At 47.6% G+C, this 26,006-nt stretch carries 24 protein-coding genes and 1 pseudogene; 18 read left to right on the forward strand and 7 right to left on the reverse strand.

The window, feature by feature from the left end:
• Nucleotides 1-161 precede the first annotated feature (161 nt).
• A complete protein-coding gene (locus GQ671_RS06220) occupies nucleotides 162-1,250 on the forward strand; it encodes an NAD(P)H-dependent flavin oxidoreductase (RefSeq protein ID WP_246153181.1) in 1,089 nt (362 codons plus the stop codon).
• 96 nt (nucleotides 1,251-1,346) lie between these two features.
• Here the strand turns inward: GQ671_RS06220 and GQ671_RS06225 are convergent, their stop codons facing one another.
• Nucleotides 1,347-1,544: a YjzD family protein gene (locus GQ671_RS06225; RefSeq protein WP_160654283.1), complete on the reverse strand. Its 198-nt coding sequence runs from the start codon at nucleotides 1,542-1,544 to the stop codon at nucleotides 1,347-1,349.
• Nucleotides 1,545-2,033: 489 nt separating this feature from the next.
• Here GQ671_RS06225 and GQ671_RS06230 point away from each other — a divergent pair, with 489 nt between their 5' ends.
• From GQ671_RS06230 to fabF, 7 genes and pseudogenes are all read left to right on the forward strand, one after another.
• Nucleotides 2,034-3,083 (forward strand): ABC transporter ATP-binding protein, encoded by a 1,050-nt coding sequence (locus tag GQ671_RS06230; RefSeq protein WP_160654286.1) that lies wholly within the window; start codon nucleotides 2,034-2,036, stop codon nucleotides 3,081-3,083.
• Nucleotides 3,080-4,011 (forward strand): annotated as a pseudogene (locus GQ671_RS06235) (ATP-binding cassette domain-containing protein). Before GQ671_RS06230 ends, GQ671_RS06235 begins: the two are co-directional and overlap by 4 nt.
• A 7-nt stretch (nucleotides 4,012-4,018) precedes the next feature.
• The gene (locus GQ671_RS06240; protein WP_160654289.1) at nucleotides 4,019-4,981 is read left to right on the forward strand and encodes an ABC transporter permease; all 963 of its coding nucleotides are present in this window, start codon (nucleotides 4,019-4,021) and stop codon (nucleotides 4,979-4,981) included.
• 15 nt (nucleotides 4,982-4,996) lie between these two features.
• Nucleotides 4,997-6,118, forward strand: a complete 1,122-nt coding sequence (locus GQ671_RS06245) for an ABC transporter permease (RefSeq protein WP_322789461.1) — start codon at nucleotides 4,997-4,999, stop codon at nucleotides 6,116-6,118.
• Nucleotides 6,119-6,415: 297 nt separating this feature from the next.
• Complete coding sequence (locus tag GQ671_RS06250) at nucleotides 6,416-8,290, forward strand: oligopeptide ABC transporter substrate-binding protein (RefSeq protein WP_160654292.1); 1,875 nt, start codon at nucleotides 6,416-6,418, stop codon at nucleotides 8,288-8,290.
• 112 nt (nucleotides 8,291-8,402) lie between these two features.
• A complete protein-coding gene (locus GQ671_RS06255) occupies nucleotides 8,403-9,365 on the forward strand; it encodes a beta-ketoacyl-ACP synthase III (protein WP_160654296.1) in 963 nt (320 codons plus the stop codon).
• A complete protein-coding gene (gene fabF, locus GQ671_RS06260) occupies nucleotides 9,358-10,599 on the forward strand; it encodes a beta-ketoacyl-ACP synthase II (protein ID WP_160654299.1) in 1,242 nt (413 codons plus the stop codon). Before GQ671_RS06255 ends, fabF begins: the two co-directional genes overlap by 8 nt.
• A 153-nt stretch (nucleotides 10,600-10,752) precedes the next feature.
• On the opposite strand, the gene trpS is transcribed toward fabF, so the two are convergent.
• Nucleotides 10,753-11,751: a tryptophan--tRNA ligase gene (gene trpS, locus GQ671_RS06265; protein WP_160654302.1), complete on the reverse strand. Its 999-nt coding sequence runs from the start codon at nucleotides 11,749-11,751 to the stop codon at nucleotides 10,753-10,755.
• Between the two features lie 298 nt (nucleotides 11,752-12,049).
• On the opposite strand from trpS, the gene spxA reads away from it, so the two are divergent.
• The 4 genes from spxA (at nucleotide 12,050) to pepF (ending at nucleotide 16,169) form a co-directional block, all read left to right on the forward strand.
• Complete coding sequence (gene spxA / locus GQ671_RS06270; RefSeq protein WP_145284245.1) at nucleotides 12,050-12,448, forward strand: transcriptional regulator SpxA; 399 nt, start codon at nucleotides 12,050-12,052, stop codon at nucleotides 12,446-12,448.
• Nucleotides 12,449-12,624: 176 nt separating this feature from the next.
• Nucleotides 12,625-13,275 carry an adaptor protein MecA gene (locus tag GQ671_RS06275; protein ID WP_160654304.1) on the forward strand — a complete coding sequence of 217 codons (651 nt, stop codon included), beginning with the start codon at nucleotides 12,625-12,627 and terminating at the stop codon, nucleotides 13,273-13,275.
• A gap of 69 nt (nucleotides 13,276-13,344) precedes the next feature.
• Entirely contained in the window at nucleotides 13,345-14,301 is a 957-nt protein-coding gene (locus tag GQ671_RS06280) for a competence protein CoiA (protein ID WP_160654306.1), read from the forward strand.
• A 68-nt stretch (nucleotides 14,302-14,369) separates the two neighbouring features.
• Entirely contained in the window at nucleotides 14,370-16,169 is a 1,800-nt protein-coding gene (gene pepF, locus GQ671_RS06285) for an oligoendopeptidase F (protein WP_160654309.1), read from the forward strand.
• A 432-nt stretch (nucleotides 16,170-16,601) separates the two neighbouring features.
• Here the strand turns inward: pepF and GQ671_RS06290 are convergent, their stop codons facing one another.
• From GQ671_RS06290 to GQ671_RS06300, 3 genes are read right to left on the reverse strand one after another with little or no spacing between them, the layout of a single operon-like run.
• Nucleotides 16,602-17,393 (reverse strand): DsbA family protein, encoded by a 792-nt coding sequence (locus GQ671_RS06290; RefSeq protein WP_160654312.1) that lies wholly within the window; start codon nucleotides 17,391-17,393, stop codon nucleotides 16,602-16,604.
• A gap of 13 nt (nucleotides 17,394-17,406) precedes the next feature.
• Nucleotides 17,407-17,775, reverse strand: a complete 369-nt coding sequence (locus GQ671_RS06295; RefSeq protein ID WP_160654315.1) for a globin domain-containing protein — start codon at nucleotides 17,773-17,775, stop codon at nucleotides 17,407-17,409.
• Nucleotides 17,759-18,361, reverse strand: coding sequence for a CYTH domain-containing protein (locus GQ671_RS06300; protein ID WP_160654319.1), 603 nt, complete (start codon nucleotides 18,359-18,361; stop codon nucleotides 17,759-17,761). The genes GQ671_RS06295 and GQ671_RS06300 overlap by 17 nt, the downstream gene beginning before the upstream one ends.
• A gap of 119 nt (nucleotides 18,362-18,480) precedes the next feature.
• On the opposite strand from GQ671_RS06300, the gene GQ671_RS06305 reads away from it, so the two are divergent.
• The 6 genes from GQ671_RS06305 (at nucleotide 18,481) to fabI (ending at nucleotide 24,569) form a co-directional block, all read left to right on the forward strand.
• Entirely contained in the window at nucleotides 18,481-18,825 is a 345-nt protein-coding gene (locus GQ671_RS06305) for a UPF0738 family protein (protein ID WP_160654322.1), read from the forward strand.
• Between the two features lie 27 nt (nucleotides 18,826-18,852).
• Nucleotides 18,853-19,476, forward strand: a complete 624-nt coding sequence (locus GQ671_RS06310) for a GTP pyrophosphokinase (RefSeq protein WP_160654324.1) — start codon at nucleotides 18,853-18,855, stop codon at nucleotides 19,474-19,476.
• A 28-nt stretch (nucleotides 19,477-19,504) separates the two neighbouring features.
• Nucleotides 19,505-20,299 (forward strand): NAD kinase, encoded by a 795-nt coding sequence (locus GQ671_RS06315; RefSeq protein WP_160654328.1) that lies wholly within the window; start codon nucleotides 19,505-19,507, stop codon nucleotides 20,297-20,299.
• Nucleotides 20,300-20,377: 78 nt separating this feature from the next.
• Complete coding sequence (gene mgtE / locus GQ671_RS06320; RefSeq protein WP_160654331.1) at nucleotides 20,378-21,751, forward strand: magnesium transporter; 1,374 nt, start codon at nucleotides 20,378-20,380, stop codon at nucleotides 21,749-21,751.
• Nucleotides 21,752-21,761: 10 nt separating this feature from the next.
• On the forward strand, nucleotides 21,762-23,621 hold the full coding sequence (locus GQ671_RS06325; protein ID WP_160654335.1) for a cation:proton antiporter family protein: 1,860 nt from the start codon (nucleotides 21,762-21,764) through the stop codon (nucleotides 23,619-23,621).
• Between the two features lie 180 nt (nucleotides 23,622-23,801).
• The gene (gene fabI / locus GQ671_RS06330; protein ID WP_170288654.1) at nucleotides 23,802-24,569 is read left to right on the forward strand and encodes an enoyl-ACP reductase FabI; all 768 of its coding nucleotides are present in this window, start codon (nucleotides 23,802-23,804) and stop codon (nucleotides 24,567-24,569) included.
• A 105-nt stretch (nucleotides 24,570-24,674) separates the two neighbouring features.
• Here fabI and GQ671_RS06335 read toward each other — a convergent pair whose 3' ends face one another.
• Nucleotides 24,675-25,187 (reverse strand): YjcG family protein, encoded by a 513-nt coding sequence (locus GQ671_RS06335; protein ID WP_160654337.1) that lies wholly within the window; start codon nucleotides 25,185-25,187, stop codon nucleotides 24,675-24,677.
• A gap of 64 nt (nucleotides 25,188-25,251) precedes the next feature.
• Complete coding sequence (locus GQ671_RS06340) at nucleotides 25,252-25,977, reverse strand: alpha/beta hydrolase (RefSeq protein WP_160654342.1); 726 nt, start codon at nucleotides 25,975-25,977, stop codon at nucleotides 25,252-25,254.
• Nucleotides 25,978-26,006: the final 29 nt, after the last annotated feature.

A 26,006-nucleotide genomic window follows, 5' to 3' on the forward strand; every position in this document is an offset into this window, starting at 1 on the left:
ATAGAGGATTGGTGCGGTATTGTATAGTAATTGAAAATTCGGGTATAGATAGTCATAATGGCAGATACTCTACATTGCATCATAAGTAGAAGTGGACAGACCACCTACATATTATATGCAAGACATACGTCCGGAATGATGCTCGGACAGGGGGAAGAGACATGAAAACATCACGTAATAATGATATGCTTAAAAACCTGCTTGGCATCGAACATGCCATCATCCAATCACCGATGGCAGGAGGCATCACGACGACCCGCCTCGTCAGTGCCGTATCAAAAGCAGGTGGACTTGGAATGATTGGAGCAGGTGGAATCGCTCCGGAAGAATTGAGAAAGATGATTCGGAAGCTGAAGAAAAAGAATATCAGATCCTTTGGCGCCAATCTCTTCGTTCCCTGGAAATTCAAAGTTACCGAGCAGGGGATTTCAGAAGCATATGAAGCATTGAAGCCATTTTACGAAAAGTTCAATCTTGACCAGGAGGCTTTAGTTCCGGTGTCCTATGAAGAGGTTGAAAATAAATTCAACGAGCAGATCGAAGTCATCATCGAAGAGCAGGTGCCGGTATGTTCCTTCATCTTCGGCATCCCGTCCCATCAGCAGATAGAACGGCTGAAGGAAGCGGGCATCATACTGATCGGTACTGCAACGACAGTCAAGGAAGCTGAAACGGTGGAGCGTGCAGGTTTTGATGCAGTCGTTCTGCAAGGGGCAGAAGCAGGGGGTCACCGGGGTTCATTTCTAGATCCGGTGAATGATAGTCTGATTGGACTGATGAGTCTGATTCCCGAAGCCGCAGACCACCTGTCGATCCCGATCATTGCAGCCGGCAGCATCATGGACGGCCGCGGAATCGCAGCAGCCCGGGTGCTTGGTGCTTCAGGCGTCCAGCTTGGCACAGCATTCATATCCACTGAAGAGAGTGGCGCGCATGCAGTCCATAAGAATGCATTGTCTGCCGACAGGGATGTACCTTCTGTACTGACACGTGTATTCACCGGACGTACAGCCCGGGCGATCAAAAATACATTCATCAAGGATATGTCCGAACTTGCGAAAGGAATGGTGGATTATCCGGTGCAGCGCAGTCTGACCCAACCTATACAGGACGCATCAAAGGCACAGAACAGTACCGACTATGCCATGCTGCTGGCAGGACAGGGGAAAGCGATGGCAAGATACGTGTCCGCTGCAGAACTGGTTCAGCAGCTGGTTGTCGAAACGGAGGCGCTGGGCATAGTGATATAGGGCAAGGAACTTGTTGATCTGTACTTGCAATCATACCTGTACTTGATGGTTGAACAAAAAAAGACCCAACCGACGGTTGGGTCTTTTTTTATGTTGTTAATGATTATGCTGCGCTTCGTTCGTATCGTCCGGCTTCAGGATGAAATCGAGAATGACGATTGCCAATGTGATGAGTACTGCAAGAAGTACGCCACTCCATACATTGTAAGGTCCGCCACCACCAAGACTGTTCAGTACGAAGTTAACCATTTGTGTAAGCATAAGTGCCCAGATGAAACTGATGATATACCGCATGGTCCTGCCTCCACTACAAATTTAGATAACCTAATAATAACTTAAAACGTATTCGATGTATAGTATCAATGAGAGTAAATAAAAATTATTCTACTGCCATTCTGCAAGATCGACGAGGTATATTTTCAATTGTAATCGCTTTCATTATAGACGTAAAAATATGGAAAACAAGTTGAAATGATTTATACATTAGTGTATATTTAGTTTCTGTAAAAACTTAAATATTGTTGCAATTCAAAAAACGAATGTTGCAAATTAATTTTCTGACGATTACAATATACTAAGGTGATTTCATATGCAGATGCAGAATATATGGATCTGACGCACTTCTGCTGTTACGGCGATTCCTGATGATTCAAAAGATAAAGCAGTAGGAGATATGCGGAATCATTATTCATCACTGCATAATCGGTGGTACAGCATGAATACAGTAAAGCATCAGCCATTGCCTCGACAATTATGAAACGAAGAAAGAATGGGTGAAAACAGATGTCCGAAAATTTGATAGAAGTAAATAACCTGACAACCTCTTTCAAGATTGGGACCAAGTATTTTCCGGCAGTTGATGATGTGACTTTCAGCATCAAGCCGAATGAAGTCCTTGCGCTTGTAGGAGAATCGGGTTCAGGGAAAAGTGCTACGGCATTCTCACTGATGGGCCTGCATAGAAAAGCCCGGATTGAAGGAGAAGTCAATTTCCAAGGTCAGAACCTATTGGAACAGAATGAAGGCAAGATGAATAAAATACGTGGGGGCGACCTGGCAATGATCTTCCAGGATCCGATGACGGCGCTCAACCCACTGATGAAAATAAAGCAGCAGATTGTCGAAACACTCAAGATACATAACACGAAATCGAAAAGTGATAGAGACAGATATGCAGTTGAACTGCTGGAGCGTGTCGGTATTCCGAGGCCGGACCGTGTTGCCGAAGCATACCCGCACGAACTGTCTGGTGGCATGCGACAGCGTGTCGTCATTGCAATCGCAATCGCCAATCGGCCGAAACTGCTGATTGCCGATGAACCGACAACAGCACTTGATGTCACAATACAGGCGCAGATTCTGGATCTGATCCGGGAATTGCAGGATGACTTGAATTCGGGTGTCCTTCTGATCACCCATGACCTCGGTGTCGTGGCTGAAATGGCTGATCGTGTCGCAGTCATGTACGCTGGGCAGATTGTCGAAGTTGCACCGGTCAGGGAACTGTTCAAGAACCCGAAGCATCCCTATACTCGTTCTCTGCTGAACTCGCTGCCGTCTGAAGATATGCTCGGTAAAAAACTTCACGTCATCCAGGGTGTTGTACCGGCCCTGAACAAGATGGACCGTACAGGGTGCCGCTTTGCACCACGTATTCCATGGATCAGCGCATCTGCACATGAAGAGAACCCGCAGCTGCGGAAGATTGCAGATGACCACTTCGTTCGCTGCACATGCTATAAGCATTTTACGCTGGAAGATGGATCGGAGCCTGATGTGGGCGTTGAGGAATACCAGATTGAAACAGGTGTCGAAGGAGGCAGCGCACGATGAACCTATTGGAAATCAAAGATCTGAAAGTCCATTACCCGATCAAGGGGGGCTCTTCTTCAATACTGTCAAAGACCATGTCAAAGCTGTGGACGGCGTGAGCATCAGCATTCCTGAAGGTACGACATATGGTCTTGTAGGAGAATCCGGGTCCGGTAAGACGACGACAGGCAAGGCTGTAATGGGTTTGAATCCTGTAACCAGTGGAGAAATCTATTTCGATGGAAACAAGCTGAATACAAAAGGGAAGTCGGTGGATGTCAGGGATGATATCCAGATGATCTTCCAGGATCCATATTCATCACTCAATCCGCGTAAGCGTGTATTCGATATAGTAGCGGAACCGATCAAGAACTATCATAAGCGTTCGAGAAGCGAACTTGTTCCGGAAGTGCTGAGACTGCTTGAAAAAGTCGGTCTGCCACCGGGTTCCCTCTATAAATACCCGCACGAGTTTTCAGGTGGACAGCGCCAGAGGATTGGTGTTGCACGTGCAATTGCATTGAATCCGAAGCTGATCATTGCAGATGAGCCGGTATCGGCGCTGGATGTATCCGTCCAGGCACAGGTACTCAACTTCATGCAGGATATCCAGCAGGACCTGAACCTGACAATGATGTTCATTGCTCACGATCTGGGTGTAGTCAGACATATGTGCAAGCATATCGGCATCATGTACCAGGGACGCCTTGTAGAAGAGGGCAGGGCTGAAGATATCTTCAGCAACCCTCAGCATATCTACACGAAAAGGCTGATTGCAGCCATTCCGGATACCGATGTGGATGAAATCGAAAGCAACCTCGCCATGAGACGTAAAGTCAAGGAAGAGTATGATCAGAACTTTGTCGATCATCTTGACGAAGAGGGCAAAGCTTTCCCGCTGCAACCCGTTTCAGAGACGCACAGAGTCGCGCTACCGGTGAAAGGTTGATGAAAAAATGCTGAAATTTACTATAAGAAGACTGCTGATCACATTTCCGCAACTCGTCGTATTGAGTGTCCTTGTATTCATAATGGGATCCCTGATGCCTGGAGATGCATTATCCGGGCTGATCGATCCGAACATACCAGCAGAAGCGATCCAGGCAAGAAGAGAAGCACTTGGACTGAACAACCCATGGTATATCCAGTACAGAGATTGGGTATTCGCAATGTTCCAGGGCGACTTCGGGACATCAATCTTCCATCAGCGTCCGGTCATGGATGTCATCGGCGACCGTCTGATGAATACAGTATGGCTGTCACTGTTCTCTACAGTGCTGATCTATCTGCTGGGTCTGCCGCTCGGACTTGTGTCCGGCCGCTATAACGATTCCCTGCTTGATAATGCAATTACTGGCTACACATATCTGGGCTTTGCAACGCCGCAGTTCATATTCGGCCTTGTAATACTTTGGGTGTTCGGGTACAACCTCGGATGGTTCCCAACAGGAGGGTCCGTCGCACCAGGTGTGGCACCAGGAAGCCTGGATTACGTACTGAGCAAAATCAACCATCTTGTACTTCCAAGCTTCGCAATTGCCCTGATCGGTCTGGTCGGTACCGTCCAGTACTTGAGGAGCGGCATCATCGAGACAAAGCAGAAGGACTTCATCATCCTGGCCCGCGCCAAGGGTGTGAAGGAATCCGCCGTATATAACAGGCACGTTTTCAGAAACTCGATTCTTCCGATTGCAGCATTTTTCGGCTATGAGGTAGTTGCGCTGCTCGGTGGTTCCATTTTCATAGAAATGATCTACAGCTACCCGGGGATGGGCAGATTGTTCCTCGACTCCATTTCTACACGTGACTTCAGTGTGGCAAACGTTCTGATCCTGCTTTATGGGTTCATGGCGATTGTCGGCGCACTGCTGTCCGATATCATTCTGAGTATCGTTGATCCTAGGATCCGCATCAAATAGGGAGGGGCGTATAAAGTGAGTAATAGAAATGACTATAATCAGAATTCTGACGCTGGTCGTACAGAAGAAACACGCAATGAAGAAACGCGTCTCCGTCAGCAGGAGCTGGATCGACGCAATACTGAAAGTGATGACATGCCGAGGGATGGGGACCCGTTCGAAGCCAGGTCGAATGACGACCACACATATGAAAAAGGAGATATGGACATGTCCGTCAAGGCGGACATACAGCATGGCGCAGCTGGCCATGGTGCGCTCGATTCGAAAAATCTTCCAAGAAGTACACCGGGTTGGAGAATCATCATACAGGAAGTGATTGCAGATAAGCTTGCATTGTTTTCACTGATTCTCTTCACCATCATTACAGCATATGTATTCGGTCTGACAATGTTCCTCGATAGGCAGGAAATTGTCATGGTGGACCTGTTTGCCATCAACCAGCCGCCGGATGAAACTTTCAGGCTGGGTACGGACTATGGCGGTAGGGACATCTTCGGCCAGCTGATCATCGGTACAAGAAACTCGCTCGCAATCGGGATTCTCGTTACATTGATGAGTGTCGGTTTCGGTATCGTCTATGGTGTGGTTTCAGGCTACTTCGGTGGTCAGATCGACAATATCATGATGCGTATCGTGGACTTTTTCATGGTTCTGCCATTCCTTATGATCGTCATCGTATTTGTTACGATCACACCGTCATATGATATCTTCACCTTTTCTTTCATGATGGCAGCATTCCTGTGGACGGGTACCGCAAGGCTTGTCCGCTCACTTGCCATCCAGGAACGTGAACTTGATTATATCAATGCATCCAAAACGCTCGGCAGTTCGCATGGCAAAATTGTATTTACACAGCTCATGCCGAACCTTGTCGGTATCATCATCGTCAATGGTACATTGTCACTGGCCGCGAACATCGGTATAGAGTCGGGACTGTCCTTCATCGGATTCGGTTTCCCGGAAGACTACCCATCTCTTGGTACACTGATGGCCTATGCGACAAACTCCCAGACTCTGCAGCACAGACCGTGGATCTGGGTACCGGCAGCGATCATGATACTTGTTCTTATGCTCTGTGTCCGTAACATCGGTGAAGCGATGAGACGTGCAGGAGATGCCAGGCAGCGACAGGCTTGATTTTAAGGCCCCATGTGAAATGGGGCCTTGCGAATGAAATATATTGTAAGCGTTTGCAATGAAATAACGCAATTTTAGGAATTATTAACAATTAAGTGTCAAAATACAATTTTATTAGAATATATTATTAATATATCGTTGATATTTCAGATAATTATGATAATATTATGCATAGATGAATAAATCACATATTTCAGATAAGTGCTTTATTTACATATTATGGTACTAAGTTTCAGCCTTAAACTGAACTTGAGTATATATCAGTTTAAAATATCTAATAAAGAAGGAGGATGTATGATGGCGAAATATTCGTGGTCAAAACTGATGTTCTTTACAATGCTCATCATGGTGCTTGCACTTGCTGCATGTGGTGGAGGATCATCAGAAGAAGAAACAACTGAAGAAGCTTCTGGGGATGCAAGCTCAGAAGAGACGACAGAAGAAAGCACTGAAGAAGAAACAGAAGAAGGGTCCGGTGAGGATTCAGCTTCTGGTGACGTATACAACTATGAGGACTTCGGCATGACGGTATCAAACGAAGGCGAACCTGCAGAAGGTGGGACTCTCAACGTTGGCCTGAGTTCCGATACACCATTCGAAGGTACTCTGAACTTCAACTTCTATCAGGGCAACCCTGACTTTGAAGTAATCAGCCTTTTCGACGAGCCTGTGTTCACAATGGATGAAAACTTCCAGTACACAAACGATGGCGCAGTTGAATTCGAAGTGAATGAAGATGATAATACTGTAACATTTACACTTAAAGAGGGTATCACTTGGCATGATGGGGAACCACTTACCATCCAGGATTATGTCTATGCTTATGAAGTGATCGGCCACCCTGAGTATCCGGGTATCCGTGGCGCGACTGACGGCTTCACTCTGATCGAAGGCTACAATGAATACAAAGAGGGAGATGCGGATTCCATCTCAGGTATCGAAGTGGTGGATGAGCAGACAGCGGTATTCACATACACTGAACTCGCACCATCGCTTACAGCAGGCGGCTTCTGGGCATACGCACTGCCTGAGCACCACTATGAAGGCGTAGAAGTTGCAGATATGGCTGAAGCACCACAAACGCGTGAGAACCCAATCGGAATCGGACCTTATCAAGTTGACTCTGTTACACCAGGGGAAGCAGTAGTAATGTCCAAGTTTGAAGACTACTGGAGAGGCGAACCGAACCTTGACGGTGTGACACTCAGCGTCGTTTCCCCATCTTCTGTAGCAAATGCTATGGAGACAGGCGAAATCGACCTGGCAATCAACTTCCCGACTGACCAGTATCCGGATGTAGAGGGTATGGAAGGTGTTGAATGGCTGGCAAATATCGAAGGTGCCTATACTTACATCGGTTTCAAACTGGGTGAGTGGAACGAAGAAGAAGGGCGTGTCAACTACACACCTGAAGAAATGAAAATGGGCGACCCTGAACTCCGTCGTGCAATGTGGCACGCAATGGACAACGATGCTATTGGAGAACGCTTCTACAACGGTCTCCGTTGGAAAGCAACAACTCTGATTACGCCTTACCATGCTGACTGGCACAATGAAGAAGTGGAAGTTCCGGAATACGATCCTGATCAGGCGAAGCAGATTCTCGATGAAGCTGGATACGAAGATACAGATGGTGACGGCTTCCGTGAAACACCAGAAGGTGAGCCACTCGAAATCAATTTTGCTTCCATGTCCGGTGGCGACACAGCTGAACCACTCGCCAACTACTACATCCAGGCATGGAAAGAAATTGGTCTGAACGTACAGCTCACTAACGGTCGTCTGATCGAATTCAACACATTCTACGACATGGTTGAAAATGACGATCCAGCAGTAGACATCTATCAAGGTGCATGGGGAGTCGGCTCCGACGTTGACCCTTATGGTCTGTATGGTCCGGATGTACCATTCAACTATCCACGCTACGAAACTGAAGAGAGCACTCAGCTGATGGAACAAGGAAACTCTCCAGATGCATTTGATGTAGAAACAAGACAGGAAATCTACAACGAATGGCAGGAACTTATGGTTGAAGAAATGCCTGTAGTACCAACACTTTACAGAGCGTATGTTGTCCCTGTAAATGAAAGAGTTGTAAACTACAGCATCGACCTCGAGTACAATGAAGAGACACTACCTTACAACTGGGGCGTTACAGAAACACAGGAATAGGATTTACTGAAAGCATCCATGCTATTGCATGGATGCTTTTTTTGTTGTATGAGAACCTCTGATGTGATAAATTAGTACCTAGTGATAATATGAGATTATAAGGTGTGATCAAATGAAAAGCGTCGGCGTATTGGGCTTGGGTACATATGTACCGGAGAGAGTTTTCACCAATCATGATTTTGAAAAGATTCTTGACACTTCAGATGAATGGATTACAGAAATGACGGGAATCAAGGAACGCCGTTATGCAGAAGGCATGGATACGAGCGACATGGCTTATGAAGCTGCCAAGGAAGCAATCGAAAATTCCGGAGTAGATAAAGAGGAGATTGACCTGGTCATCGTGGCAACGTCTACAGGCGACCACCAGTTTCCGACGGTGGCGACTGTACTGCAGCACAGGCTTGGCCTGCGGCAAGTACCTTCAATGGACCAGCTGGCAGCCTGCACAGGCTTCATCTACGGCATGGTGACAGCCCAGCAGTTCATCCAGACGGGTACTTACAAGAAAGTACTTGTTGTCGGTGCAGACAAGCTGTCCAAAATCACCGATTTTGCGGATCGTTCCACAGCTGTCCTATTTGGAGATGGCGCAGGCGCCGTCGTCATGGGCGAAGTATCGGAAGGGTACGGCATGCATTCATTTGAACTCGGCAGCAATGGTGCGGGTGGACCGTATCTCTACGATGAAGCTGAAACAGGCAATATAAAAATGAATGGCCGTGAAGTCTACAAGTTCGCTGTCAGACAGATGGGCGAATCGAGTGTAAACGTGACTGAAAAGGCCGGACTGGTCAAAGACGATATAGATATGCTGGTGCCTCACCAGGCAAATATAAGAATCATGAATGCTGCACGCGAACGTATGGACCTCCCACCAGAAAGAATGAGTACAACTGTAGATAGATACGGCAATACTTCAGCAGCATCCATACCATTAAGTATCCACTACGAGATTAAAAATGGTAAAATAAAATCAGGAGATACTCTCGTTCTGGTCGGCTTCGGCGGCGGCCTGACATGGGGTGCAATCTGCCTGACCTGGGGAGACAATAAGGAGGAGACTCATGGATAAGAGAAGAGTAGTAATTACGGGTATCGGTGCGTTGACACCAATCGGCAATTCCGCACCCGAAACATGGGAGAATGCCCTTAAGGGAGTCAATGGTGTTGATAGGATCACTCGTATAGATAACAGCGATTACAATGTCCATGTCGCAGGGGAACTTAAAAACTTCGACATTGAAAACTACATGGATAAGAAAGAAGCCCGTCGTATGGACCGCTTCACACAATATGCGATGGTCGCTTCAGATGAAGCTGTTGCTGACAGCGGCATCGATATCACGGATGACAACCGCGAGCGTATCGGTGTGTGGATCGGTTCAGGTATCGGGGGCATCCAGGCACTTGAAGACGGGTTCAAAGTGCTCTACGAAAGAGGGCCGCGTCGTGTAAGTCCGTTCTTTGTTCCGATGATGATTCCGGATATGGCAAGTGGCCAGGTATCCATCAAGCATGGTCTTAAAGGACCGAACGGTGCAACGGTAACTGCCTGTGCAACAGGTACAAACTCGATTGGTGAAGCATTCAAGTTCATTGAACGCGGCCAGGCCGATGCGATGGTCACTGGAGGTACAGAAGCACCGATCACACGAATGGGTGTGGCAGGTTTCCAGGCCAATAAAGCACTCACAACGACAGATGATCCAAGCAGAGCGTCCCGTCCATATGACAAGAACAGAGATGGCTTTGTCATCGGAGAAGGCGCAGGAATTGTAGTGCTCGAAGAACTCGAACACGCTAAAGCACGCGGTGCAAAAATCTATGGTGAAGTTGTCGGTTATGGTTCGACAGGTGATGCCCACCACATCACAGCCCCTGCAGAAGAAGGCGAAGGCGGCGCACGCGCGATGACCGAAGCAATGAAAGATGCGGGCATCAAGCCTGAAGACATCGGCTACGTCAATGGACACGGTACGAGTACACCGTACAACGACCTGTTCGAAACGATGGCCATCCACACTGTCTTCAAAGACCATGCCTATAAATTGCTGGTCAACTCCACCAAATCAATGACAGGCCACCTGCTCGGCGGTACCGGCGGAATGGAAGCCATCATTACCACGCTCAGTCTTAGAGACGGTAAAGTTCACCCGACAATCAATCTGGAAACACCGGATCCTGAATGTGACCTGAACTACGTCACAGAAGGTGCAGTAGAAGCGGATCTGAAGTATGCCATTTCAAACAGCTTCGGTTTTGGCGGACACAACGCCAGCCTCGTATTCAAAAAGTATGATGAATAAATAGATGAAACCTGTCTTCCCTTCATATGGGAAGACAGGTTTTCTTTGTTACGGAAGGATATGAGGAAGTGTTCTCTGCGCGTTGGTTGATAACCACGCATCACCAAAAAAAGACGAATCAGGATGAACCTGATTCGTTTCCCACCGTACTATTTATCTGCGTTTTCTGCCGAGCCCCATGGCACGTTCCATTTTCTCCACCATCTTATCTGCTTTTGTGGAGGCTTTTTCAGCGCCCTGATCCAGGATGTCATCCAGTTCTCCGCTTTCCAGGTAATGGTTCACTCTATCCTGGAAGTCGATCAGGAATGACTCGACGACTTCACCGAGTTCCGACTTGAAAACACCATAATTGCTGTCCTCGTATTGTTTTTCGAGATCTGCGATACTTTTTCCGGTCAACGCGGAATAGATGGTCAGCAGATTGGATATGCCCGGCTTTTCTTCCTTGTCGTATTTCACTTCACTGCTCGAGTCTGTCACCGCGCTGCGGATTTTCTTGGCCGCAGCTTTCGGATCGTCCAGAAGTGAGATGAATCCTTTCTGATTATCATCACTTTTCGACATCTTTTTCGTCGGGTCGTTCAGACTCATGATACGTCCCCCGACTTCCGGGTGCTTGACTTCCGGGACGGTCAGTATATCATTGTATTTGGAATTGAAGCGTTCTGCCATGTTGCGTGTAAGTTCAAGGTGCTGTCCCTGATCTTCACCGACAGGCACGACATCAGTACCGTAGATCAGAATGTCGGCAGCCATCAAAGATGGATAGGTCAGCAGGCCGACACTGATACCGTCACGCTGGTTCTGCCTGCGTGCCTTATCCTTGAACTGCGTCATACGTTCCAGTTCTCCGATGTAGCCGATGCACTGCATCATCCATGCAGCCTTGGCATGGGCTGCCACTTCGCTCTGGATGAATAGGGTGATCTTTTCCGGATCAAGGCCGGAAGCCAGATAGATGGCTGCCAGTTTCCGGGTATTCTCCCTCAGTTTCAGTCTGTCCTGAGGAACGGTTATCGCGTGCTGATCGACAATGCAGAAGTACGCATCGTATTCATCCTGCATCTCCACAAACTGCTTGTAGGCGCCGATGTAGTTTCCGATTGTCGGTATGCCACTTGGCTGAACGCCTGAAAATAATGTTTTCATTTTGTAATCACCTTTATGTTAGTCATTATTTATATGATAATAAAATTCGGAGCACCTTGCAATCAGGAGCTGTAGGAGAGATGATATAAATACAGTGTAATTTTTCTAAAAATTTGCGAGATTATTACATGATTCTCATTTAGTTTTAATCTTTACCCTGTATAGTACATAGTGTAAATAAAGTTTATACCGAAATTTATCAAGTTTCACAAAAAATAATGTCAAATTAGATTACAGAACAGTCAATCCGGGTATAAACCAATATTACAAATCTTTTTGAAATTGGAGTGTGAGTTGTATGGTAACACTTTTTACTTCTCCAAGCTGCACATCATGCCGTAAAGCGAAAGCATGGTTACATGAACATGAAATTCCTTATACTGAAAGAAATATATTCTCTGAACCACTCGGTCTTGATGAAGTGAAAGCCATACTCAGAATGACTGAGGATGGAACAGATGAAATTATTTCTACAAGATCAAAGACTTTCCAGAAACTCAATGTAGACATCGACAGCATGCCGATGCAGGAGCTCTACACATTGATCATGGAGAATCCTGGTCTGCTCAGAAGACCGATCATCATGGACGAGAAGCGTCTGCAGGTAGGATACAACGAAGATGAAATTCGTCGTTTTCTCCCGCGCACAGTAAGGACATTCCACTTGAATGAAGCAAAGCGTCTCGCTGAGCTGTAAGTGCTGTTCTTCCCAATAACCATCAAATATACTTACCATCTAGATGCCCGCGGATTGCTTGAAATCCACGGGTATTTTGGCGTATAATGACATAACAATTCTAAAAGTGGTTTTAGCATTTCGGAATAAGGTATAATATAGATAAGAATCATACTTGACGGAGAGGAGTGAGAAGTATGAGGATTGAAAGAATTGATGAATCGACGATCAAGTTTTTCATTACCTACCAGGACATCGAGAAACGTGGGTTTGACAAAGAAGATCTATGGATGAACCGTAAACGCGGAGAAGAGTTCTTCTGGTCCATCATGGATGAAGTGAACCACGAGCAGGAAGAAGATTTTTCAATGGAAGGACCGCTATGGATTCAAGTACATGCCTACGATAAAGGAATCGAAGTGGTTGTTTCCAAATCTCAGGATGATAAACCATTCTCAACGGAGCAGACGCCTATGGATATAAATAATAATGATGTTGAACAGTTCCTTGAAAATATCGCGACGGACTCGGAAGATGTAACACCAGTCACAAAAGAACCGGTCATGGTCAAATTCGATGAGTTCGAAGACCTTATAAAGTATACACATGAAGTGGAAGTAGACGAAACCGGCTACGAAGATCTGCTTATCGCACATAAAGGCAACTATTATTATCAGATTTTCTTCGACTATCGTATGGATTTCATGGATATGGAACGTATTGAAGCGAAACTTCTCGAATACAGTTCTCCCGCCGAACTATCCAGCATGGTGGTGGAGGAGTACGGTAAAGTCATCATGAGTATGAACGTAAGAAACAAAGTAAGAAAGTTTTTTAAAGAAAATTAATTTACTTGTATAAAAAATAAATCAAAAACCTCCTTTTCTACCATATATAGAAGAGGGGGTTTTATTTATATGTTCATCGCACATGATAAGGATGGAATCAGAGTCACAGCACAAGAAGCACAGAAGGGGATGAGCTATTCCTGTCCGGTTTGTGGGTTACCTGTCACCTTCAAAGCCGGCAGCGTCAAGACGCCGCATTTCTCCCACCATCGCATCATCGACTGTATCCGCTATTTCTATAAAAAGGAATCATTGGCACATCTGGAAGCAAAGCACACGCTCTACCTGGCACTGAACAGATTTCCCGTCGCAATGGAATACTATTTGAAGGAGATCGAGCAAATTCCGGATCTGCTGATCAACCACAGCCGTGCATTGGAAATACAGTATTCCACGATTTCACCGGAACTGATCGTCGAACGGTCTGAGGGCTATCATTCCCTCGGCATGGATGTCATCTGGCTGCTTGACGAAGCGGCACTCCGTATCGATCGGGACTGCATCATCCCGACACACTTCCAGCTGTCGACACTCTTCAATGGATCACTGTTCAGCTATTCCAGCACGCAAAGGCGTCTCATCAGATGGACTCTCCTGCATCATAGAGGGGGCAACCGTTTTGCATACACTGCCGCGTTTCTTGATCCCGAAGACCTCGCCGGCCACCAACCTGGCTCAGCCCCCGCACCGCTCAGGCTGGACCAGAGTGATATCAGACGCATGATCCGGCATGCGCGACAGCAGAAGAGCCGTCTGAACCCGACGCTGACATTTCTATATCAATTGTCGCTCGATCCGGAAAATCTGCCGGCGCACCTTTGCTACAGCGTCGAAGCGGAACGATGGATTACAAATCCACCCCTTGAATGGAAGCTCTATATCATGCATGCGCTGGAGAAGGGGACATTCGACTGGAACCAGTTCAGCCGCTTCATCCAGCTGCGCACAATGCAGCAGATGCCGAACAGGCAGACAGTACTCAAGGGCCTGGTCAAGGCCTATAAATCGTTATACATTTCACAATAAGTTTCGGTACTTGAAATTTATGAGGAATATTGAGAAAATTGTATTATCTGAAAAGTGGAGGTAAAATCATGGCAAAAGTCATTACACGTGAAGAACAGGAAGAGAAATATACTTGGAATCTTGAAACAATCTTCGAATCCGATGCAGCATTCGAAGAGAAGTATAAAGAATTGGAAGGACGTCTCGGGGAAGAGGCACAGTTCCAGGGAAAGATCGATTCATCGGAAGTACTGGCGGAAGCGCTGGAAACGGAACGCGCAATCAGTGATGAGATCGGCAAGCTGTTCGTCTATGCCCATCTGAAGCATGATCAGGACACATCAAATGATACTTACAGTGCACTGGAGTCTAAAGCCCGTACACTGGTGGTCAAGTTCAATACTGCATGGAGCTTCCTCGTACCTGAAATCATGAAGATCGACCAGGAGACGCTTGAAGCGTGGCGTCAGGATGCCCGCCTTTCCGAATTCTCCTTCGATCTCGAAAAGCTCAACAAAAAGCGTGAACACGTCCTCAGTGACAAGGAGGAAAAACTGCTGGCACAGGCAGGTGAAGTCATGTCGAGCCCGACATCCACGTTTGGCATGTTCAACAACGCCGACCTCGAATTCCCGGATGCTGTGGATGCAGACGGCAATGCACATGCGCTGACGCAGGGCACCTACATCGATCTGCTCAAATCCAGCGACCGTACGCTCAGGCAGTCGGCATATGAGAATCTGTACAGCACGTATGGTGCATTCAAAAATACACTCAGCCAGACGCTGCAGGGTGTCGTCAGCACGCACGTATTCCAGGCGCAGGCACGTGGCTATGATTCCGCCAGGCATCAGGCGCTGTCCAACAACTTCATCCCGGAAGAAGTGTACGACAACCTTGTGAAGACCGTGAACGACCATCTGCACCTCATGCACCGCTATACGGAACTGCGCAGAAAGCAGCTCGGTGTCGACAAGCTCAGGATGTATGACGTCTATACACCGATGATCAAAGATGTGGAATTCGAGATGACCTACGAGGAGGCGAAGGACTGGATGCTCAAGTCCCTCGAGCCGATGGGAGAAACGTATCTCGATATCATCAAGGAAGGTCTCGGCAACCGCTGGGTGGATGTCTATGAAAATAAAGGCAAGAGAAGCGGGGCATACTCCTCAGGCACGTACGGCACAAATCCGTTCATACTGATGAACTGGCAGGACAATGTCAACAACCTGTTCACGCTGACCCATGAGTTCGGACACAGTGTACACAGCTACTACAGCAGGCAGAACCAGCCATCCAATGCGTCAGGCTATTCCATTTTCGTCGCCGAAGTGGCCAGCAACTTCAACGAAGCACTGCTTGCCGACTACATGTTCAAGAATCTCGAAGATACGAAGAAGAAGCTCTATCTGCTGAATGAACAGCTTGAAGGATTCAGAGGGTCTGTCTTCAGACAGACGATGTTCGCAGAATTCGAGCATAAGATCCATTCCATGAAGGAAGCTGGAGAACCGCTCACTGCCGGCAGCCTGAACGCGGTATACGGAGAACTGAACCGCAAGTACTTCGGTGACGCAGTGGAATATGATGAGTATATCGATGTGGAATGGGCGAGAATCCCCCACTTCTACATGAACTATTATGTGTACCAGTATTCCACCGGCTATGCTGCAGCTGCGAGCCTGTCGAAGCAGGTGCTTGAAGGGGACAAGGAAGTTGCAGAACGGTACATCAACGAGTTCCTGAAAAAAGGATCATCCGACTATCCGATCAACGTACTGAAAAATGCGGGTGTCGATATGACGACAAGCGAACCGATTGAAAATGCAATGAAAGTATTCGAGTCCCAGCTCGACCAGTTTGAAGCACTATTGAAAGAACTGTAAGAGAAGAATTCCTCCTATTGGATTTTTATTCATTGGGAGGAATTTTCTGATAATAAAGGAAAACGGTCATGTATGCATTTTATGTACAGATTATAAATTGGATGCGTTTTCATTATGACAGTCTTGTGAAGACGTACTCAAAATGTTGTCTGGGCGCTATATACGTGGTATATTCTAGACATGAAATTTTTATCACTAAAACATACCCCTTTGTTTATATAGTGAAAAATTTCTCCCATCCCCTTTGTTTGAGCAGTACACTATAGAAGGTGTGCTGCTTTTTTATTTATTCAAAATAATAGTATATATATGCGGCACGGTGAATCATTGCGATCACCGTGCCTTTTTGTATCGTTTGGAATCATGCGTACATAATAAAGGAGACATCAGCACAGCCGATGTCTCCACGTTTACTTTTAATTTGTAGAAATACTATCTTCCAAGTACAGATGTGCCGCCTCGTATTTGATAATACATGCCATCTTCTGTTTCAAATTCTTCAACCAGCCGTTGCAGCCGCAACTTTTTCAGTTCATTGAGCAGCAGGCCGGTCCGCCATTCGAAGACTGTCTTCAGTTCATGAAAGCTTACCACTTCATAGGACTCTATATAGTCCTGGATGCTCGGCAGAGGGTGTTTCTCTATTTCCTTGTCGATAAGTTCATTGATGATATAGGTGTATATATGATAGGGGTAGACGCCTTCCACCTTTACGCCTTCGGCTTCGATGTCGCCGGAGAAGAAGATCATGGCAGGCAGTGCTTCGATATCCATCTCACGGTAGACCATGAGGTCGCGCTTCAGAAGGCTGCGGACCTCTTCGGAGTGGGCATCGACCATGAAGGCGTGGACATCCAGGCCTGCCAGTCTGGCGCTTTCCTCCATATGCTGTATGGTGCATATGTTTCTTGTCGGAACAATCCGATTGAGGACGTAGCGTATGAATGCACGTGCTTTATTGCGTCCCTGTATTTCTGCCGCCTTATAGGCGAGCGCGATGTTATCGATATCAGAGGTGGACTGGGCCTGGCATTTTGTCAGCACCTGCAATGAAGGCGCCAGTATCTTCTTGATTGTGACATGACCGCGATACTCGAGCTGCAGCTTGTTGATGATTGGTTCCAATGCACGGCAGTCTGCTGAGAAAGGGTCGAAGAAGTAGAAGATTTCAATGTGATGGGATGTCGGTTCGAGTACGAGTGACTGTGTTCCAGTTCTGTTCATGTCCTCACCCTGCTTAATCTATTGAATTCACCATATGATTTGCTGTCAGTGTATAACGTGCCATGATGAATGTTTTCAATTCCTCTTCAAGACCCACTTCATCCATCGCCTTTGCCATGTTTTCAAGCCATGCGTCGCGCGCTTCCGGTGTAATGCGGAAGGGGACGTGCCGGGCTTTCAGCATCGGATGTCCGTACTTTTCATTATAGAGGTTGGGCCCACCCAGGAACTGGGTCTGGAACAGCTTCTGCTTGTATGCTGTCTCAGCCAGATCATCGGGGAAAAGATGATTGATACGCGCATCTTCCGCCACATGGCTGTAGAAGATATCGATCATGCGGTGCAGTTTTTCCTCTCCGATATCCTTATAGGGTATTGGCATAGTTATCACCCGAGCGAATGCTTTCAAGCTTATTGTAGAAACGTTCGACTTTTGTCTTTTCCTCACGCCGTTCTATGCTGTACTGCTCGAGCAGATCCATGAATCGTGTTTCTCCCTTATCGTACTGCTCCACTTCGTATTCCAGTTCAAAATCTTCGGTGTCGAGATAATTGTTCTTATCCAGTACAAGCAGCCCTTCCCTATAGGGCACTTCACGCCGTTCCGTCGACAGTGCGCCATAGATCTTGAGCTGCGATGTATCTATATTGAAACGTTCGAGTTCGCCCAGGATCAGTTCCGGAACTTCGTCCGTACGGATATTGCGGTCGAAGTTCAGATCATTTTCGACTTCTCCATGATATTCCATGACACCTTTGACGGTCGGTTCCTTGAGTGTCATGATCTGCTTGCCGCCTGTATCCCTGATCCTGAGCAGAAGACGATGGTGTTTCAAAGCAAGATCCGGGGTATCTATATAGAAGTTGGTCTGCACGATGGGCTGCGCTGTGGTGAACAGTGCATTGTGCATGCGTCCATATTCCTCCCCGGTCAAAAGGTTCTTAAATTCTATTTCCAGTTCTTTCATCAGATCCACTCCTCAATCATTATTATCTATAATTTGAAATGCAGTGTAAAGTAAACAGTTTATGACGTTATCAAATGGTGGATACTATGGTAGAATAAATGGCGCAAGGAGTGAAAATAATGGATATATATGTGACAGAGATAAAATATGAAAACGAAGCACTGAAATGCTATGCAGATGAAGGCACAGAAGGCCTGAAGGCAGCATCTCGCATGATCGTCGACTCTGATAACATGACGTTCATCTATCTTCTCGATGATGGCGAGCAGTTCAGGCGGGTCCATTTTGTGAAAGAGACATGGTCCATGCTGCGGACGCACCACGGCGCGGAAATCATTCTGAACACGGATGTGATACTGACCGATTTCTGGGATGAGCTGGACTACCTCGTTGAAAACATCGATGGCAACAACAATTACGGGGAAGCATTTGAAATTGCAGTCAAGGAAGAGTTCATACAATAGAACGGGTTTAGGACTGGAGTGTAAGCGATGGAACAATGGGAGAAGTTTCTTGCACCTTATAAGCAAGCTGTCGAGGAGCTTAAGGTGAAGCTGAAGGGTATGCGTCAGGATTATGAACTCAACCGTCAGTCTTCTCCGGTGGAATTCGTAACAGCAAGGGTAAAGCCGGTGCAGAGCATCATTGAAAAAGCCAGTGCACGTAATATTCCCTATGATCGACTTCAGGAGGGAATGTATGATATCGCAGGGGTTCGGATAATGTGCCAGTTTGTGGATGACATCGAAGTGATCTGTGCACAAATCCGCAACCGCACCGATATGAGAGTGGTCGAGGAGCGCGACTACGTCGCCAATACGAAGGAGAGCGGCTACCGGTCGTATCACCTGATCGTCGAGTATCCGGTCGAACGCCTGAGCGGTACGGTCAGCATTCTGGCGGAGATCCAGATCAGGACACTGTCGATGAATTTCTGGGCGACGATTGAACATACACTGAACTATAAATACAGCGGGGAGTACCCGCCGGAAATAAAGAAACGCCTGCAGAATGCAGCAGAAGCGGCATACCTTCTCGATCAGGAGATGTCAGAGATCCGCGAAGAGATACAGGATGCCCAGAAGTACTACACGAAAAAACGCAATATGCGCTAGCGCATGGACTCTAGAAAGGAGTGGCGGTATGAAATTTTTCATCGTTTCCAAAGGAGATACCAAATCGAATGCCCTGAAGGATAAGATGATGAACTATATGTTGGATATGGGCATGACGTCGGATCAGGAGGTTCCCGACATCGTCATTTCGGTCGGCGGCGACGGTACGCTGCTCCAGGCCTTCCACCGCTATCAGCATCTTCTTGATCATACGGCTTTTGTCGGCGTACATACAGGGCATCTTGGATTCTATGCAGACTGGCTGCCCCAGGAAGTGGAGCGTCTGATCATCGCCATACAGAGTGACGAGTTTCAGGTCATTGAATATCCGTTGCTCGAGACGATCATCCGCTATGAGGCGGAAGGTACGGAAACCCGCTACCTGGCGCTCAATGAAGCGACGCTTCGAACCGACAATGGGACAACTCTGGTCATGGATGTGGATATAAGGAACCAGCACTTCGAACGGTTCAGGGGAGACGGCCTGTGCATTTCCACGCCATCCGGTTCTACCGCCTACAATAAGGCGCTCGGCGGGGCGCTCATCCACCCATCGATCGAAGCCATACAGATTACAGAGATTGCATCCATCAACAACAGGGTGTTCCGTACGGTCGGCTCTCCGCTCGTTCTGCCGAAGCACCATACATGCCAGGTGCTGCCGGTGAACAGCGAAGTCTATCAGATGACAATCGATCATATCAATCTTGTGCATAAGGGAGTCAAATCGATCCAGTTCAGGGTCGCAGACGAGAAGATGAGATTCGCCCGTTTCAGACCGTTCCCATTCTGGAAGAGAGTCCACGACTCCTTCATTTCCTAGAGTTCAAAGCACTGTTGAAGTGCTTTTTTAGTTTTTCATATATTATGTTGAATAAGAATATACGTAGGTGGTGGCATCATGGCTGAAATTGAAGAAAAAACAGAAATCGAGCTTGAGTATGAATCGCTGCTCGTCCATCTGAGGGAAGAACATATCGATACGTTCCGGGACGTCTTCTTCAATCTGCACAATTATGAGCAGAGTGAATTCTATCTCGAACTCGAAGAGGAGGACCGGCAGAGGATGTATCAGTTCCTCAGTCCGGAAGAAGTGGCTGAATTCTTTGACAGCCTCGAACTCGATCCGGAAGAATTTGAGGTGCTGTTCGATACAATGGATGCACGCTACGCAGCGGAGATGCTCGGGGCCATGCAGTATGATAATGCCGTCGATATACTTAGTGAAGTCTCAAAAGAGAAACTCACCTCATTCCTGACGCTGATGGAACGGGAGGATGCGCAGGAGATACGCAAACTCATGAACTATGAGGAGGATACCGCCGGCGGTATCATGACCACCGAATTTGTCAGCGTCACTTCGCTGATGACAGTGCGTGAGGCCATGCGCCATCTGAAAAATATGGCACCGAACTCCGAAACCATCTACTATGTATTCGTTGTGAATAAGGACCGTAAGCTTGCGGGCATCCTTTCCCTCAGGGAACTGATCATTGCAGATGATGATGCCTACATCGGGGACATCATGGTCGAGCGTGTCGTCTCCGTCCGTGTGTCTGAGGACCAGGAGGAAGTGGCACGGATCATGCGTGACTATGACTTTCTGGCAATGCCGGTTGTCGACTACCAGGATCATCTGCTCGGTATCATCACAGCGGATGATATCATGGACGTCATCGATGAAGAGGCCAGTGAAGACTACTCGAGGCTTGCCGGTATGACAGAAATCGAGCCGGCTTCGGACTCTTCATTTTCGACAGCAAAGAAGCGGCTGCCATGGCTGATCGGACTGACGTTCATGGGCATGATCACAGCAGCGATGCTGACCACTTTCGAAGACACGCTCGCCCAGGTGGCTGTGCTCGCGGCCTTCATTCCGATCATCGGAGGCATGGCCGGAAACAGTGGCACCCAATCGCTTGCTGTGGCCGTGCGCGGTATTGCGACAGGGGAAATAAAAGATACGAGCAAGATGAAGCTTGCACTGCGTGAAACCGGGTCAGGACTTATTACGGGACTTGTATGCGGCCTTATTCTTTTTGGTATCATCAGTCTCTTGTATCGGTCGCCGATTCTTGGTATTATCGTCGGAGTGAGTCTGCTGATTGCCATGACACTGGCGACACTGCTCGGAACTCTAGTGCCGCTCGTCATGAGCCGCATGAATATCGATCCGGCAGTTGCCAGCGGACCATTTATTACAACAGCAAATGACATCATCAGTATGCTCGTGTATTTTTCACTCGCGAATGCATTCATGTCTTATCTGCTATAAGGAGAAAATAATGGAACATGGACCATCTGTAGCATCATTGGCAATTGTCGTCCTTGCAGCACTGCTGACGCCAATTCTGATCAATAGACTAAGAGTAAGCTTTCTGCCAGTGGTGGTTGCAGAGATCATAGTCGGGGTCATCATCGGAAGATCGTTCCTTGATATTGTCGATGCCAGCGACCCTTGGCTCAATATACTTTCCACACTGGGTTTTATATTTCTGATGTTTCTCAGTGGTCTGGAAATTGATTTCGATGCGTTTACGCAAAAATCTTCCAGCCAGAAGAAATCGAAACTCCTGAAACGACCGCTGCCGAACACACTGATGCTGACTATCGGCATATTCCTGGGCATTCTTGCACTGAGCTTTCTGTTTGCCTTCATGATGCAAAGCTTCGGCGTGTTCGACGATGTATTCCTTCTCGTCATCATCATATCCACCATATCCCTTGGTGTTGTTGTGCCGACATTGAAGGAGGCAAACCTGATCACTACCCAGATGGGGCAGGTGATCCTGCTGGTTGCCGTCATTGCGGACCTGGCAACGATGATCATGCTGGCCTTCTATTCGCAGCTCTACGCGGATTCGAGCCAGCCGATCTGGCTGATGGCGATTCTTGTCGGATTTGCCATACTGTTCTATTTCCTCGGACGGGTCATGCACCAGTCCCAGCTCATCAGACAGCTCAATAACGGTACGATGCAGATCGGCATCCGGGGCGTCTTTGCGCTGATCATCATGCTGGTCGCATTGGCCGAAGGCGTAGGAGCCGAGAACATACTCGGTGCATTCATTGCAGGCTGTATCGTCAGTCTGCTGAAGCCGGACCAGGATACGGTGCACAAGCTGGATTCATTCGGCTATGGCTTCTTCATTCCCATCTTCTTCATCATGGTGGGCGTGGATCTCGATCTGCCGTCACTGTTTTCGGATAACCGCGTCTTCATTCTGATACCGGTACTGCTTGCGGCGTTCCTGTTGAGCAAGCTTATACCGGTCGGCATACTGCTTAGATATTTCGATTTGAAACGGGTAACTGCTGCAGGATTCCTGCTGACATCGACGCTGTCGCTCATCATTGCGGCTGCAGTGATTGCAGAGGAGATCGGTATGATCACGAGCGCCGAGAGCGGCATGTTCATACTGAGTGCCGTCATCGCGTGCATCATTACACCGGTCGTCTTCAAACAGCTCTATCCTGAAGGGGAAAATGAAGAGCGCTCGATCAATGTGACGATCATCGGCAACAACCAGCTGACCGTACCGGTCGCACACAGCATCGCCGGTGGCCTCTACCATGTGAAGCTTGTCTTCCATAAGAACTATACGGATTCGAGGGAGAAGAACACCGAAAATCTGAGTTTCAATGAAATTCCCGAGTATTCTGAGGAGTGTCTGGATGCCATCAACGCTTTTGATGCCGACATCGTCGTCCTCGGGGCGAACGATTCCGATATCAACTGGCGCGTCGCTCAGATGGCTGAGCAGCACGGTGTCGAACGGATCATCTACCGCGTGGATGATCCGACCCAGGAAAATGCAGTCAAAGAAAGCGGGTTCGAGCTGTTCTCCACGATGCTCAGCTCAAAAACACTGCTCCGTGGTCTGATAGAATCTCCGAATATGATGCAGCTGCTATCGGACGAGGAGACATCGATCTACGAGATACAGATGAACAACTATCGCTATGATGATATGATGCTCAGGGATTTCCCGTTCACCGGAGATATCATCTTCCTGAGAATACTGCGTGGGCAGGAATCGCTTGTGCCTCATGGGGACACCCAGCTGTTCGTCGACGATCGGATCTTCATGACCGGCTCGAGAGAGTATGTGGAGGAATTGAAGCGTGAACTTGAACTCTACTGATCAATGGCGTGTGGCCCTCTTCGGGTGACACGCTTTTTTCATATGTGAATATTGCATGAAACATCTTTTTTGTTGCAATTCAATTTGAAAGAATGTAGATTAGGAGTAGGTACTAATAACAAACTATAATTGTGAGTGCACACTGTGGCACGCAATGAGTTGAAAAGGGAGTATATACTTATGAATCTCGAAGGTAAAACTTTTGTCATCATGGGTGTTGCCAACAAGCGCAGTATCGCTTGGGGCGCAGCACGCGCACTCGACCAGTTGGGTGCAAAACTGGTGTTTACGATTCTGAATGAGCGTTTCAGACGTGAACTGGATAAACTCCTCGGGGAACTTGAAGGCAACCACGACATCATCGTTGAATGTGATGTAACAAATGATGAGCAGGTTGAAGCTTCATTCAAGGAAATCGGTGAAAAGACGGGCGGTATCGATGGCGTGCTTCACGCGATTGCATTCGCCGGCAAGGACGAACTGCAGGGCGGCTATAGCGAAACAACGAGAGAAGGGTTCAAGAATGCCCTCGATATCAGTGCCTATTCACTGGCTGTTGTTTCAAAGCATGCCAAGACAATCATGAACGAAGGCGGCAGCATCGTGACAATGACCTACCTCGGTGGCGAGCGCGCAATGCCGAACTACAACGTCATGGGCGTCGCGAAAGCAGCACTCGAGTCCAGCGTACGCTACCTGGCACTTGATCTCGGCGAGTCCGGAATCCGTGTCAATGCGGTTTCCGCAGGCCCGATCCGTACACTCAGCTCTTCAGCAGTCGGAGACTTCAAGTCGATCCTGAAGGAAATCGAAGAACGTGCGCCACTCAAGCGCAATGTCGATCAGCTTGAAGTGGGCAACACGGTTGCCTTCCTGCTGAGCGGCTTCTCAAGCGGTATCACAGGTGAAGTGCTTCACGTCGATTCCGGCTACCACATCATGGCATAATTCACAAAATGCAAAGTCCAATTTTGGGCTTTGCATTTTTTTGTCTGAAAATGGACATGGAAAAACCCGTACACGTCTGTTTTGACGGTACGGGTTCATTAATGCCTATCCTTCGCCGAGCCTATATGTCTCGTAGACTTGCCAGACGCCGTTTTCCAGCTGATAGAGCAGGCTGATCTTATCCAGAGTTTCCTTGTGCTGGATGCCGATCATGCTCAAGTGTCCGAAAATATCCTCATACTCCTGGGTCGTCTGTCCCTGGGCGATGGTCAGGTGCGGCACGAACGGATGTTTATTTTCACCGTGGAAGTCACCTGTGTTGAGTGCATCATGCAACGACTCGAGTGCCTCATTCTTTTCCACTTTGAAATAGATGACGAGAGAGTTCGGGGAGAAGCTGGAGACTTTTTTGATCTCGATCTCGGCCGGCGGATGCTGACGAGCGACCTCGCTCAAGTATTTTGCAATCTCTTCCTTCTCCGACTCATCTGCTTCAAAACTCTCTTTGATCGTAATATGTGGGGGAATGAGTGCATAATGTGTATCATATCTTTTTCTATATTGATTTACTTTATCTTGCAGTTCTTTGGACGGGAACATTGCTACTCCGAACTTCATCGTGATTCCTCCCTATCAATTATATTCTTAATTATAGCAAATTTCTCACTAGTTAGCATAGTAATCATCCAAGAAAATGTTTCAGGGCCGGTTCAAGCTCAGGTTTCCACGACTTCCATACGTGGCCACCGTCAAGTTCACGGTACGTATATTCAAGCGGTTCCGACGATAGATAGTCATTCAGTTTGCGGTTCGGTGTCAGGAAATCCGCCTGCTCTTTTGAAATGGTGATGAAATCATCTTCTTCTAGTCCGATGGTATGGTACAGATCGAGATGCATCAGAGACATCTGTGACTGGAAGCGCTCGATGAAGGCATCATCCACATACGGACTGAATGCCAGTGCCTGTGAGAATGTAGCCGGATATGAAGCAGCGACGGAAAAGGCGAAGCTGCCTGCAAGCGAATCTCCCATCAGTGTACGGGATGTTCCGACTTTGAGCGTCGGGAAGTTCGCATCGACCCAGCTGATCAGTTCTCTTGCCACAAACGTCACGAAATCATCGTGGTGGGCACCATTCGGGCTGAAGTAGTCATTGCGCCACTCTACGCTGGGGTAGGGAACGCCGATGATGAGGGCACGTTCGATCTCTTCGTTTTTCCTCAGCTTTTCGTATATTCTCTCTACCTGGCCGTATCTGAAGAAATCCTGCGAGTCGAATGTGATGATCACCTCATGCTTGTACAGATCTGAAAAATTCTTCGGCAGATAGTACTGGATTTCATAAGTCTCTCCGAGTGTTTCCGATTCGAAATTGATAGTGTGTATCTTTCCTGGTTCCATTTCCATAAAATAACCCCCTTATGGCTAGTTTACCA

It is taken from the genome of Salinicoccus hispanicus (assembly GCF_009831115.1).
GTDB classification, from domain to species: Bacteria; Bacillota; Bacilli; order Staphylococcales; family Salinicoccaceae; genus Salinicoccus; species Salinicoccus hispanicus.

Bases quoted from the DNA above. Each gene is read 5' to 3' on its own strand.
- GQ671_RS06335 (WP_160654337.1), bottom strand. From the start codon at position 25,187: ATGAAGTTCGGAGTAGCAATGTTCCCGTCCAAAGAACTGCAAGATAAA.
- pepF (WP_160654309.1), top strand. From the start codon at position 14,370: ATGGCAAAAGTCATTACACGTGAAGAACAGGAAGAGAAATATACTTGG.
- GQ671_RS06290 (WP_160654312.1), bottom strand. From the start codon at position 17,393: ATGAACAGAACTGGAACACAGTCACTCGTACTCGAACCGACATCCCAT.
- GQ671_RS06220 (WP_246153181.1), top strand. From the start codon at position 162: ATGAAAACATCACGTAATAATGATATGCTTAAAAACCTGCTTGGCATC.
- spxA (WP_145284245.1), top strand. From the start codon at position 12,050: ATGGTAACACTTTTTACTTCTCCAAGCTGCACATCATGCCGTAAAGCG.
- GQ671_RS06240 (WP_160654289.1), top strand. From the start codon at position 4,019: ATGCTGAAATTTACTATAAGAAGACTGCTGATCACATTTCCGCAACTC.
- GQ671_RS06230 (WP_160654286.1), top strand. From the start codon at position 2,034: ATGTCCGAAAATTTGATAGAAGTAAATAACCTGACAACCTCTTTCAAG.
- GQ671_RS06295 (WP_160654315.1), bottom strand. From the start codon at position 17,775: ATGCCAATACCCTATAAGGATATCGGAGAGGAAAAACTGCACCGCATG.
- GQ671_RS06340 (WP_160654342.1), bottom strand. From the start codon at position 25,977: ATGGAAATGGAACCAGGAAAGATACACACTATCAATTTCGAATCGGAA.
- GQ671_RS06325 (WP_160654335.1), top strand. From the start codon at position 21,762: ATGGAACATGGACCATCTGTAGCATCATTGGCAATTGTCGTCCTTGCA.
- fabI (WP_170288654.1), top strand. From the start codon at position 23,802: ATGAATCTCGAAGGTAAAACTTTTGTCATCATGGGTGTTGCCAACAAG.
- GQ671_RS06300 (WP_160654319.1), bottom strand. From the start codon at position 18,361: ATGAAAGAACTGGAAATAGAATTTAAGAACCTTTTGACCGGGGAGGAA.
- trpS (WP_160654302.1), bottom strand. From the start codon at position 11,751: ATGAAAACATTATTTTCAGGCGTTCAGCCAAGTGGCATACCGACAATC.
- GQ671_RS06315 (WP_160654328.1), top strand. From the start codon at position 19,505: ATGAAATTTTTCATCGTTTCCAAAGGAGATACCAAATCGAATGCCCTG.
- GQ671_RS06255 (WP_160654296.1), top strand. From the start codon at position 8,403: ATGAAAAGCGTCGGCGTATTGGGCTTGGGTACATATGTACCGGAGAGA.
- GQ671_RS06280 (WP_160654306.1), top strand. From the start codon at position 13,345: ATGTTCATCGCACATGATAAGGATGGAATCAGAGTCACAGCACAAGAA.
- mgtE (WP_160654331.1), top strand. From the start codon at position 20,378: ATGGCTGAAATTGAAGAAAAAACAGAAATCGAGCTTGAGTATGAATCG.
- GQ671_RS06275 (WP_160654304.1), top strand. From the start codon at position 12,625: ATGAGGATTGAAAGAATTGATGAATCGACGATCAAGTTTTTCATTACC.
- GQ671_RS06225 (WP_160654283.1), bottom strand. From the start codon at position 1,544: ATGCGGTATATCATCAGTTTCATCTGGGCACTTATGCTTACACAAATG.
- fabF (WP_160654299.1), top strand. From the start codon at position 9,358: ATGGATAAGAGAAGAGTAGTAATTACGGGTATCGGTGCGTTGACACCA.
- GQ671_RS06305 (WP_160654322.1), top strand. From the start codon at position 18,481: ATGGATATATATGTGACAGAGATAAAATATGAAAACGAAGCACTGAAA.
- GQ671_RS06310 (WP_160654324.1), top strand. From the start codon at position 18,853: ATGGAACAATGGGAGAAGTTTCTTGCACCTTATAAGCAAGCTGTCGAG.
- GQ671_RS06250 (WP_160654292.1), top strand. From the start codon at position 6,416: ATGGCGAAATATTCGTGGTCAAAACTGATGTTCTTTACAATGCTCATC.